Annotated in this window: 11 protein-coding genes; 2 read left to right on the top strand and 9 right to left on the bottom strand. The window is 44.1% G+C overall.

Translation table 11 applies throughout. The annotated features are described in order from the left end of the window. Positions 1-27: 27 nt before the first annotated feature. The 7 genes from VB077_RS03400 to VB077_RS03370 form a co-directional block, all read right to left on the bottom strand. A complete protein-coding gene (locus VB077_RS03400; RefSeq protein WP_323413811.1) occupies positions 28-1,164 on the bottom strand; it encodes an acyl-CoA dehydrogenase family protein in 1,137 nt (378 codons plus the stop codon). 15 nt (positions 1,165-1,179) lie between these two features. After that, positions 1,180-2,358, bottom strand: coding sequence for a thiolase family protein (locus tag VB077_RS03395; protein ID WP_323413810.1), 1,179 nt, complete (start codon positions 2,356-2,358; stop codon positions 1,180-1,182). Then, entirely contained in the window at positions 2,358-3,221 is an 864-nt protein-coding gene (locus tag VB077_RS03390; RefSeq protein WP_323413809.1) for a 3-hydroxybutyryl-CoA dehydrogenase, read from the bottom strand. Before VB077_RS03390 ends, VB077_RS03395 begins: the two co-directional genes overlap by 1 nt. 339 nt (positions 3,222-3,560) lie before the next feature. Continuing rightward, positions 3,561-4,391, bottom strand: coding sequence for a methyl-accepting chemotaxis protein (locus VB077_RS03385; RefSeq protein ID WP_323413808.1), 831 nt, complete (start codon positions 4,389-4,391; stop codon positions 3,561-3,563). Between the two features lie 170 nt (positions 4,392-4,561). Further along, positions 4,562-5,020: a ferritin-like domain-containing protein gene (locus VB077_RS03380; RefSeq protein ID WP_323413807.1), complete on the bottom strand. Its 459-nt coding sequence runs from the start codon at positions 5,018-5,020 to the stop codon at positions 4,562-4,564. Positions 5,021-5,246: 226 nt separating this feature from the next. Beyond that, positions 5,247-6,542, bottom strand: coding sequence for an aminotransferase class I/II-fold pyridoxal phosphate-dependent enzyme (locus VB077_RS03375; RefSeq protein WP_323413806.1), 1,296 nt, complete (start codon positions 6,540-6,542; stop codon positions 5,247-5,249). A gap of 20 nt (positions 6,543-6,562) precedes the next feature. After that, the gene (locus VB077_RS03370) at positions 6,563-7,939 is read right to left on the bottom strand and encodes an aminotransferase class V-fold PLP-dependent enzyme (protein WP_323413885.1); all 1,377 of its coding nucleotides are present in this window, start codon (positions 7,937-7,939) and stop codon (positions 6,563-6,565) included. A gap of 483 nt (positions 7,940-8,422) precedes the next feature. On the opposite strand from VB077_RS03370, the gene murC reads away from it, so the two are divergent. Together murC and VB077_RS03360 are read left to right on the top strand one after the other, a co-directional pair. Next, positions 8,423-9,772 carry a UDP-N-acetylmuramate--L-alanine ligase gene (murC, locus tag VB077_RS03365; protein ID WP_323413805.1) on the top strand — a complete coding sequence of 450 codons (1,350 nt, stop codon included), beginning with the start codon at positions 8,423-8,425 and terminating at the stop codon, positions 9,770-9,772. 247 nt (positions 9,773-10,019) lie between these two features. Then, positions 10,020-10,346: a nitrous oxide-stimulated promoter family protein gene (locus tag VB077_RS03360; protein ID WP_323413804.1), complete on the top strand. Its 327-nt coding sequence runs from the start codon at positions 10,020-10,022 to the stop codon at positions 10,344-10,346. Here VB077_RS03360 and VB077_RS03355 read toward each other — a convergent pair. Together VB077_RS03355 and nadE are read right to left on the bottom strand one after the other, a co-directional pair. Next, positions 10,288-10,881, bottom strand: coding sequence for a 5' nucleotidase, NT5C type (locus VB077_RS03355; protein ID WP_323413803.1), 594 nt, complete (start codon positions 10,879-10,881; stop codon positions 10,288-10,290). The two genes, VB077_RS03360 and VB077_RS03355, sit on opposite strands and share 59 nt — an antisense overlap. A gap of 34 nt (positions 10,882-10,915) precedes the next feature. Continuing rightward, positions 10,916-11,683 carry an NAD(+) synthase gene (gene nadE, locus VB077_RS03350; RefSeq protein ID WP_323413802.1) on the bottom strand — a complete coding sequence of 256 codons (768 nt, stop codon included), beginning with the start codon at positions 11,681-11,683 and terminating at the stop codon, positions 10,916-10,918. Positions 11,684-11,830 lie beyond the last annotated feature (147 nt).

The raw sequence follows: 11,830 nt of genomic DNA, 5'->3' as shown, positions 1-11,830 counted from the left end.
TTCTTCTCACTCACTTCCTAAATCTGCTTATCGTAAAATGTTATTGGCAATGACAACTCGCTGAATTTGGTTTGTTCCTTCGTAAATTTGCATGATCTTGGCATCCCGCATATATTTCTCAACCGAATACTCTTTGACATATCCATACCCGCCTAAAACTTGTACAGCATCGACAGTAACCTTCATCGCTGTGTCTCCTGCGAAAGCTTTTGCGAAGGAAGCCATTTGCGTAAAGGGCAGACCTTGTTCTCTCAGGTAACATGCTTTATGCACAAACAGACGTGAAGCTTCAATTTCCATGGCCATATCTGCCAGCATAAACTGGATCGCTTGGAATGTGGCAATCGGTTTTCCGAAGGCAATCCGCTCTTTTGCGTATTTTACCGCCGCTTCATAAGCAGCCTGAGCAATTCCGACCGCCATCGCCGCAATAAAGGGACGGGAAATATCCAAGGATTTCATGCAAATCGACCAGCCTTCACCCTCTTCACCTAGGCGATTTTCAACCGGAACTTTGACATCTTCAAAAACCACTTGACAGGTATCAGACGTCCGAATCCCCATTTTATTTTCTTTCTTCCCAATGCTGATCCCCGGAGTATGCGCATCAACCATGAAGGCGACTATTCCTTTATGGCGCAGGGATTTATTGGTTGTCGCAAAAACGGTAAAGATATCTGCTACTCCGCCGTTGGAGATAAACTGTTTTGTCCCATTGAGGATATAGTAATCTCCTTCCCGACGTGCGGTAGTCGATAAGCTCACCGCATCCGAACCGGCCCCCGGCTCGGTCAAACAAAAAGCGGTAAGTTTTCCTTCATTCATAACATTATAGAAACGTCTTTTCTGATCATCATTTGCACCAACTAAAACGGGGTTTGCACCCAGCAGATTACTGGCAACCACCGTTGTGGACGTGCCCGCATCTCCAAAGGCGAGTTCCTCGGCAACTAAGGCCTGGGTTGTGGGATCCAAACCCGGTCCGCCATATTCCTCCGGGACTCCGATTGTTAAAAGCCCAACTTCATGAAGCTTATGGATTAACTCCCAAGGAAACTCATCCTTTTCATCATATGCTCCGGCCACCGGGGCTATCTCTCTTTCCGCAAACTTTCTGGCAACTAAACGCATCGCTTCCTGTTCATCGGTATATTTGAAATCCATTATTTTTTCCTCCCCTTATAGAAGTTCAATTACGGTAGCAACTGCAGGACCGCCGCCGGCACACAAAGATGCACAGCCGTATCTCGCTTTGCGGCGCCGCATTTCATGCAGCAGGCTCACAATTAAGCGGACACCGGTATTACCGACCGGATGCCCCAAGGAAATCCCCGAACCATTCGCATTGACTTTATCCATGCTGATATTGAGTTCGCGATTGCAAGCTAAGAATTGAGCGGCAAAAGCTTCGTTCAGTTCCCAGTAATCAATATCCTCCAGGCTTAATTGAGCAAACTTTAAGGCTCTTTTCACGGCCGGAACTACGCCAATCCCCATAATCTTAGGATCTACCGCAGCCGATGCGGTTGAAACAATTTTAGCCAAGGGCTTAATACCCAGCTCAGCCGCCTTCTCAGCCGCCATCAGGATTAGCGCCGAACCTCCATCATTTAAGCCCGAAGCATTCCCTGCGGTAACCGTACCATCCTTTTTAAACGCCGTTTTTAACTTTGCCAGAGCCTCCGCACTCGTTGAAGCATTGGGATGCTCATCCGTGTCAACTACGGTAACTCCTTTTTTGGTCTTGATTTCAACCGGCACAATTTCTTCTTTAAATTTGTCGGTTTGAATGGCTTGAATTGCGCGTTGGTGGCTCAACAGCGCCAGTTCATCCTGCTCTTCACGAGAAATCCCGTACTGATCCGCTAAGTTTTCCGCTGTCATGCCCATATGATAGTCATAGAAAGCGTCAAACAAGCCATCATTGAGCATAGCGTCGACGATTACCCCATTTCCCATCCGATAACCGCTCCGTGCCTTGGGTATAAGATAAGGAACGTTTGACATACTCTCCATACCGACCGCTGCCCCAATATCCACCTTACCCAGGGCAATCTCTTGGGCTAAGATTTCCGTGGCCCGCATTGATGATGGGCATAATTGATTGACCGTCACGGCCACGGTTTCTAAAGGACACCCTGCTTTCAAGGCAACTTGACGTGCTGGGTTCCCTTTCAGACCCGCTTGGAAAACGTTCCCTGCCACCACTTCTTCAATCTGTCCGGCATCCAAGGAGGCCTTTTCCAGGGCTGCTTTCAAAGCGGTTATCCCAAGATCGATCGCAGTCAGATCTTTTAATGAACCAAGATAATCTCCGATAGGTGTACGCTGTGCACCTACAATGACAACTTCACGCATTACTTATTCACCTTCCTATAATCATAGAAGCCCTTGCCGGTTTTCACGCCCAAATGGCCGGCCCTAACCATTTGTTTAAGCAAAAGAGCCGGGCGATATTTTGAATCGTTAAACTCCTGATAAAATACTTCCATTACCGCTAAAACGACATCAATTCCAACCATATCCGCCAAAGCAAGCGGCCCCATCGGGAAATTAGCCCCCAGCTTCATCGCCATATCAATATCTTCGGCAGATCCGACCCCTTCTTGATACGCTTGAATGGCTTCATTGATCATCGGAACGAGTATACGGTTAACAATAAATCCCGGGGACTCCTTGGCATTAATCGGAACCTTTCCAAATTGTTGAGCCAGTTTCATGACCAAACCAACCGCTTCTTCGCTCGTTTCAATTCCGGGAATGACCTCTACCAACTTCATGACGGGTACGGGATTGAAGAAATGCATTCCGATTACGCGACCCGGATTTTGGGTCGCTGCTCCAATCTCCGTGATCGAGAGAGAGGATGTATTACTGGCTAAAATCGCCTGCTTCGGGCAAATCTGATCCAATTCTGCGTAAACCTTTTTCTTTAGCTCCATATTTTCCACTATGGCTTCGATGACAATATCTACATCTTTAAAATTCTCAAGACCGACTTTTCCTTCGATCCTTGACAAAATGCCCGCTCTTTCATCAGCGGGAAGCTTTCCCTTTTCCACAAGTTTTTGCAGCGCGTTTCCCATCCGTTCAAGTCCACGATGAACAAACTCTTCGCTGACATCAACTAAAACAACTTTAAATCCGCTCTGGGCGGCAGCTTGAGCAATTCCTGCTCCCATCGTGCCGGCACCTAGAACGCCAATTTTGCTGATCCCCACAGAAAATTCCACCTCGTTTCTTTAGTTTTTCAAAAAAAGTATTCCTTGATTTTCATGTCCACCTCAAATCGTTCCTAGATAACATTTATTATTGCAAAAATGGTTCCAACATTCTGAAAATTCTCTACGTTAGAAATATATTTTTGAAATAGCGGAATATTCTATACTTTTATATCCCATTCATTCTAAATTGAGTTAAGTGAAAGTGATATCTTTTATCTTTTGTCTCTTAAAAGAGACAATCATTAAACAATTTCGGAAAAAAATGTCGCACCTCCTAGTGCGACAAGCTTTGTGATTATATTAAACTAATGTTCCATTATTGAGACACATTTCTTCTTAAATAGACATTTCTTTTCTTCCGTTTTGAACCAAGTTCTCTGCCAAATGTCTGATTTGGTCCAGAGCACTGCTTAGTTCACTTATACCGGCGGCTTGCTCTTCACTCACCGCAGCAAGATTAGCAAAAGTATCGACTAACATGCCCACCGATTCTTGGACCTTCTTAATATTTTCTTCAATGCTAACCGCAGATTCCTTGCTCGTATCAGCAAGTTTCCGTATCTCCTCAGCCACTACAGCAAATCCCCTTCCGACTTCTCCGGCCCGGGCTGCCTCGATCGAAGAATTTATCCCCAGAATGTTGCTTCTCGCTGCAATTGACTTCATCTGTCCTGTAATCTTGGCGACATCAATAATTTCTTTTTGAACTGATTCTGTTTCTTTGCTCATCTCTTGTGTATTTGCAGACAATTCCTCGCCTGCATCGGCTAAACTCCCCGCCGCCGCAGAAATTTGCTCGACGGCTGCCAATATCTCTTCGCCTGTAGTGAGCAGCGTATCAAAGGCTTCGGTGGACATGACAACCGTCATTCCCCCGACAAAATCAGTCTGATCATAGATTGGATTAGAAATAGCGACATACGGAATTCCGAATTGAGACTTTGTGAGATCTACCTTCCCCACCAAGCGCTGCTGTGTCGTTATTGTTCGATAAGACATAGTTGATTTGAGATCCTCTAAAGGTTGTCCTACATAGACCCCGAGATTTAGTTTAGGATGATTAATGGCTGCCAAAGCCTTTTCCTTGTCAAAAACATAAACTGATATATCCTCTTCATACCATTGTTGTAAATATGGGGCAATATCCACTGCAGACTGAATAAGCATCCTTTTCCTCCTTACCAACTTCATATATATTTATGTTACATGAAATGATTTCAAAAATCTATATATTATAATTCTCTCTTAAAAGTTATTTAAATTGTTAGCGGTAAAATTTATTTAATAATCATATCACATTTTACCTTTTATGTAACTTCCATGTATAAATATATATTTTAACCGTTTGAGGCTTCAATGAGCTTGGCAAAAATAGCCGTATGCTGATCTTCATCGACATAATTATATTTAAGCAGCTTGCAAAGCTCACTTTGAGGACCCTCGCCCTCTTTCTCAACACGGGTGATAAGTTCACTATAGTCACTCATAGCCTTTTCTTCGAGTTTGATATTGATTTTTAAAACCATGTTGAGTCCGGTCATTGAAAGGATTGTTCCTAAAGAAACCCCCATTATCGAAGAAATGACTTCTCCTGTTTGTGTTGGGATTCCACCCAGCTCTTTTATTTTTGCACCGATGAGATCGCGATGATCTTCTTCCACCTGTGCCGCTCGTTCAAAAACCAAACCTCCGTAATGATCCTTAAATACTTTACTCTGAGCAAAGTACAAATCAGCTTGACTTGTTTCCAGACTATAAAACCAGTTGAGAGACTTTATGAGCTCTTCCTTATCCATTGTTTCTTTCCCTCGCCTTCTTATTTAAATAATGTTAAATGTTTGATCCTACTTTCGTCTTCCTTATTTTTTGTTACTTATTACTTATTACTTATTACTCTGTACAAAAGGCAAAAAAATAACCTTCCCCCTAAAGAAAAAAAATAGAAAATTGTCAATGCATTAACTTTAAGTCAATCCAGAGACAATTTCCTATTCTTAATTTAAAATGAATTTCTAAGGGCGACTAGGACGCTTCTAAATCCTTCACGCCTTGATAAATCAGCTCAAAGAGCTCTTCGATCTGATTTTCCTCGACGCAGGAGAAAGCAATACGAATATCGGTTTGACCGAGGGCAATCACCCCGACACCATATTTTTCAAGAAGATACTGCCGTAAAGCTTCAGCGTTTACGTGCTTTAATTTCAAGCACATGAAATAGCCCGAGTTGAAAGGATATTCCTTCCACACCTCTTGATAACGGTCATTTTTCAGTACCTCTTTCACCTTTAAAGCCCGTTTTTTGATGATATCGACCTTTTCTTGTTTCTGTGGCCAAAAATCAGGAGACTTTAACCCCCCTAGGACAAAGGTCTGTGATGAGTGAGAAACATTGGAGATGGTTCCCCTGAGGATTCCCATCGTCTTGCTTTCTAAGGCGTTCAAGACTTCCGGGTATTCAGAAGCAAATGTAATAAACCCAACGCGGAACCCCCAAACAAATTCTTCCTTAGTTGCGCCATCCACTTTTACGGGGAAAACCCGGGGATGCACGTCAGCAAGTCGGCCAAATAAAGACTCTGTGATTGAATCCCCAAAGAACAAACCAAAATAAGCGTCATCCAAAATGACAACGAGATTAATACCTTCCTCGGCAACCTCACGAATCGCTTCAACGATTGCCTCAGCCTCTTTTTCAGTAGGGGTATAACCTGTCGGATTGTTTGGGAAGTTCAAGAGCAATATCGCCTTGCCATACTCTTTTTGAGCAAGTAAGGCCTCTTTCATCCCTGTTATATTAAGCTCCTCATTTGCGTTATAAAAGGGAAAGGTCACTTGCCTGGCTCCCCGTCTTGTCCCGAAAATCATACTATAATTACCCCAGTTTTTATCCGGTAAAACCAGCGGGTCTCCGGGATTCACAAATAAATCGGCGGTAATACTCAGCCCATGGGTCAAGGCATTCGTAACTATGGGCAGGCCCGTATTTTTTCCTCTCAAAGATGGATTCTCCTTCTCCATCTTTTCTTTCCAACGTTTTCTCAGCTCTAATTTCCCTGCAGGGGGAGCATAGGTATACAGCTCGGAAGGCTCATAAGCTGACAAATTATCTTGGATAACGGGTAAGTACATGGGATGACCTTCCTCGGTTGCAATCCCAATCGTGGCATTAAAGCGAAAGGCTTTTTGATCTGCTTCAGCGGATTGTGTCAAAATTCCTTTGGGATAGTAGAGCTCCTTGCCTAAATCTGACAAAAGATCATATATGTAGGGGTTAGCCCCAAGAATTTGTTCATTTAACTTTTGAGCTATTTCATGCATCCTTGTACATCCTTTGCAGTTTATATATTATTATTATAATACGAGAACGTTTTGCTCGTATACCCTTGTTTTACAGAATTGGACAATAATTTCGTTTTTCTTTGCTCTAAAATGATGATTCCTTGAAGTACGGACAGCATCTGATTGACTTCCTCAAGGGTATTATATAACCCAAAGCTGATTCTTACAATTCCTGGGTGAGGAAGTAAGGGATTATTAATAATATTTCCCAGTTCCCTATCGGATATCCTTAATAGCTTTTGAACATAAGGTGAAGCACAAAAGCAGCCATTTCTCACCGCGATCCCGCCTTCCCTAGAAAGGGCTTGGGCAACCTCTTCATGATCCATTCCGACAACATTGAAGGGAATAACCCCGATTCTTGGCGTATTTAAAGGAGCATAAAGCTCAATTCCCGTCATCTTCTCCATTTTTTTCTGAGTATAATTCAGAAGACGTTCTTCTTGCTTATAGACCGTTTTCATACCAATACTTCTTAAGGTTTCTATAGCTGCAACAAGGGCCACAACTCCAAGGATATTGGGTGTACCCGCTTCCTCTTTATGAGGGGGATCATCCCAAAAGACTTGATCTTTTGTCACAAACTTTACTGTTCCACCCCCGCTGTATTCGGGATTTCCCTGTTCAAAAACCTGACTGGGCCCAATTAAAACACCAATCCCAAAAGGAGCATACATTTTATGAGCGGAAAAGGCAAGAAAATCGATATGTTCCGGAGAATGATGGGGTCGCATATCGATCGCCGCATGGGGAGCAAGCTGAGCGGCATCCACAAGTATCCTTGCTTGGTATCGATGGGCTATTTCCGCAATCCGATGGATAGGATTCATAATCCCTGTGACATTAGAAGCTCCCGAGACAGCCACAAGTTTCACCGCCCCTTGATAATGCAGCAGTTTTTGTTCAAGGTCTTCCAAATTTAGACCACCCTGCTCATTAAGCTCCACATAATCAACCTGATATTTATCCCTCCAGGGGAGAAGATTGGAATGATGCTCCATCCAGGTAGTCAGGATCACCTCTTTTTTCCGCGGATTCCATAGACGATAAGAAAGTTTGTTAATGGCCTCAGTCGTATTTTTCACGAAAATTACGGTATTTAGGTCTGACAAACCTCCCACAAACGCAAGTACCGTTTTGCGTGCCCTTTCGTAGATCTGTGAGGAAAGAACCGATTTATACCCCGCTCCTCGGTGGATAGAGGAATAGAAGGGGGCAAACTGATTGATTTCAGCCATTACCTTCATTAACGGGGGGGTTGTAGCTGCATTATCGAAATTAATAGCAGGCGCTAAACCACCCTTAACCTGCGGAACTAAGGCATCGAGTCCTACAAACAATTCCCGGTAATTCGGTTGAAACGGAAACACATGCATCAAAAGCTCTCCTCCTCATTTTACTTCTCTGCATTATATTTCCGAAACGCAAGGAGGGTTCTTCCTACCATAAATTCCTGCAGAAATAGGGCTAAATCCCAAAATAATCATCTTGCAAGGACATATTTTCCTTTCCATCATAAAATTGCTTCTTGAACTTCGACACAATAAATGGTATTTTGTCATAGTCAGGATGATAAGTCGTACCAGAACCTGACATTGCGCAATGAATCCCGGACGCGGGGTTCGTTAAGTCTACTTCGTTACCCTAAACAGGAGATGGAGTTAAGCTTTGCTTAATTCCGTCTCTTGTTTTATGCGGTGAGTGGCGCTAAATCCCCTTAAAAATGGGAAGATATTTCGTATTAAAGTTGAAGAGCTAATTTTCTTTTGGAAAAATTTTTAACGATAAAATGATACCTTTTGACTTGATATTGGGTATAATGGAAAGAGTAGATTTTGAATTTGAAGGGAAGATGGATCTTGCCATTACATATTCATTTTGTAGGAGTTAAAGGAACCGGAATGAGCGCTTTGGCACAAGTAAGCGCCCGGGTTGAAAATGCAGATATAACGGGTTCAGACGTATCCGAACGTTTTTTCACAGATGCTGTCCTTGAACGAGCCCACATCCCCGTCTTAAATTTTGACGCACATAACGTCGATCATGCTGATCTTGTTGTGGCCTCTGCCGCCTATGGCAAGGATCATCCGGAAATCGCCCAAGCTCATAAATTAAACATTCCGGTACTCACATACCCTCAATATTTGGGCCGGCTGATGTCCAAAAAGAAAGGAATTGCAGTTTCCGGTACACACGGCAAAACAACAACAACGGCTATGGCGGGGCTGTGCATGCTTAATGCAGGGCTTGATCCCACGATTATCGTGGGAAGTGATGTACCCAGCATTGGCGGGAATGCTTATTCCGGCAAGGGCGAGTTTTTTCTGGCAGAGTCCTGTGAGTATCGCCGTCATTTTCTCAATTATTCCCCTGAATATTTGATCATAACGAATATTGAATTTGACCATCCGGATTATTTTAAGGACATCGATGATGTCATCTCGGCTTTTGCTGAGTTGGCTCAGAAAGTCCCGGCCGACGGCCGAGTCTTCATTTGGGCGGAAGAACCTAACCGTAAATATATTCAAAGCCAAGCCCCAATTACGACCTTCGGTTTTTCCGAGGAAGCAGACATCCAAGCCCGTGATGTTAAATTTCATGATGAAGGAAGCTCCATGAAGATCTATGCCTTTGGGCAATACCTTGGTGAGATGCACCTTCATGTTGCCGGAAAGCATAATATCCTAGACGCCTTGGCAGCCATTGCCTTAAGCTTGGAATTAGGGATTCCCGCACCTCAAGTTCTCACAAGTTTAAGCCAATTCAGCGGTACCAAACGTCGTTTTGAGCATATCGGCATGAGCGACGGAGCCCTTATTGTGGATGACTATGCTCATCATCCCACTGAAATTCGCTCCACCCTAGAAGGGGCCCGGCTGTCTTTCCCCGAACGCCGGATCAGGGCTATCTTCCAACCCCATACTTTCAGCCGCACTGAGAAACTGCTTGACGACTTCTCGCATGCGTTTAGTTCCGCTGATGAAGTCGTTATCGCCGAAATATTTGCTTCAGCCCGTGAACAGAATCTGAATACCATTTCCGCCTCTGTCCTAGCCGACCAAATACGCAGTCAAGGCATAAATGTTCGATTTATTGATTCTTTGGATGGGATCAAGACTTATCTTGCCCAAACGCTGACCCCTAAGGATTTGGTCATCACTCTTGGGGCCGGAGATATTTATAAAGTCGGACAAAGTCTTGTAAGCTAAGACAGGTTTTCCGGTTTTCGAGATTTCGAGATTTCGAGATTTCAGGATTAGGGGATTTTATCATAACGCTTGCCGTAAATTTTTATTACGGAAAACGGGGCTGTTTCAAAAGCAAAACAGCCCCGTTTTCGTGCGCCCATAATTAAACGACCCAAACCCCGGTTAAAATGTGATCAAAGTCATCACTCGGTTACAAACAGTAATGCTATACTAAAAACAAATACAACTCTACAGCGGAGGGAAACGAATGAAAACGTCGAGAATCGAGAAAGAAAAACAAACCGTAGGATTAATGATTGAGCTTTACTGCCACAATAAACATCATCCGCAGGGAATTCTCTGTGAGGATTGTCAGAACCTGCTTAATTATGCTCAACAGCGTCTTGAGCACTGCAAGTTTGGAGAAGATAAGACAGTCTGCGGCGACTGCATAGTCCATTGCTATAAAAAGGAGATGCGTGAAAAAATCGTTGGCATTATGCGGTATTCCGGCCCGCGCATGATTTTTAAACATCCTATCGCCGCAATTCAACACCTTGTTGATAAGCGAACCCATCCCCAGAAAGGGAAGTAACCGCGCGAACAATTTCTGTCCAATTGCGGCAGCGTGTGACCCCTCTGACAAGCTCTCCTTGGTTATACGTCGCATTAAGCAATAATACCGGGATTCCGGCTTGAGCAATCGCCAGCGCGTTTTTGGTATAATCTTCGATGAAGAGTTCAAGCTGCCATTGTTTCACCAAATCAACCTTGCTTTGAAGATCGGAAAATACAACATTCTTATACGGAATTTTATACTTGTCCATCCAGCGCAGCGTAACCTCTTCCTCATCGGCGGCCCGCGCTGTCACATAAACGATTTCATGGCCTTGGGCGATAAGGGACTCAAGTCCCTGTTTTGCCCCTTTCACAGGCTGGGGCATCATAAAAAGATGCTCCATATTCTCCTTAAAAAAGCGATTCATCTCGTCCCAAGAAACATCATATACCTGATGGATATCATAGTTATCGATAACGGAAATATTCTTGCTAAAATATCGATTCAATTCCCCAAGCCACACTGTAAAGCTATCTGCAGTTACTCCGTCAATGTCTACACCGATACGCAATCCAATAAACTCCCTTACCTATAATCTTTTAAGTCTATAATTTTTTAAGCTTGGGCAGATCCAATGCCGGTGGAGTATGTCTCTTATGCTCGCTTTGGCGATGGAGTTTTTCAATCTTAGCGATTTCTTCCGCCGAAATTTCTTCCCCTAACAGATAACGGTCGATATGATCATAGGTGATTCCCATTTCATTCTCATCGGTTTGCCCGGGCCACAAGCCCGCCGAAGGTACACGATTCACAAGTTTATCGGGAAGTCCGAGTTGAGCCGCCCAGGCACGAACTTCAGCCTTGGTCAGCGAAGAAATGGGTAAAACATCAACACCGCCGTCCCCATACTTCGTGAAATACCCTGTATAACTTTCGGGGGCATTATCCGTACCTACCACAAGATAATTCAGTGCATTGGCCACTGTATAGAGCGTTGCCATACGCAGCCGAGCCTTCAGATTACCCTGGCTCAGCTGTCCCTCAAAGCTTAACCCCTGTTCTTGCAAACCATCCTGAACCTTTTCCAGAATCCCTTGATGGACTTCTTCCAAACCGACTTCCACAACTTTTAAGCCATAGGTCTCGGCGGCAAGCAGTGCATCTTCGCGATCTTCCGGAGCTGACTGGGAAGGCATAATTACCCCTATCGAATTTTCGGGAAAAGCCCCCTTGCAAAGTCCTGCTACAACAGCAGAATCTACTCCGCCGGATAATCCGACGACTAACCCCCGAGCCTTCGCGTTAGCCGCCTGCTCACGCAACCAGGCCACCGCCGTTTCAATCCGGTTCTCTAATTCAGGGTTCGACCACATCACTTATCCTCCTCGTATAATATGATTTGTTCCTAGCTCCACGAGTCCTTTTTAAATGGAACGTGGAGTTTTAATTTAGCCAAGTTATAACTGGAAATTTCTTTGAGCAATAGGGTGCGCGCAGTATAACGCATACCCCATGCAGCC

It is taken from the genome of Desulfitobacterium sp., assembly GCF_034927245.1.
In the GTDB taxonomy this organism is placed as follows: Bacteria; Bacillota; Desulfitobacteriia; order Desulfitobacteriales; family Desulfitobacteriaceae; genus Desulfitobacterium_A.
Note: the sequence above shows the minus strand (reverse complement) of the source record. Positions and strands in the feature narration are given on the sequence as shown.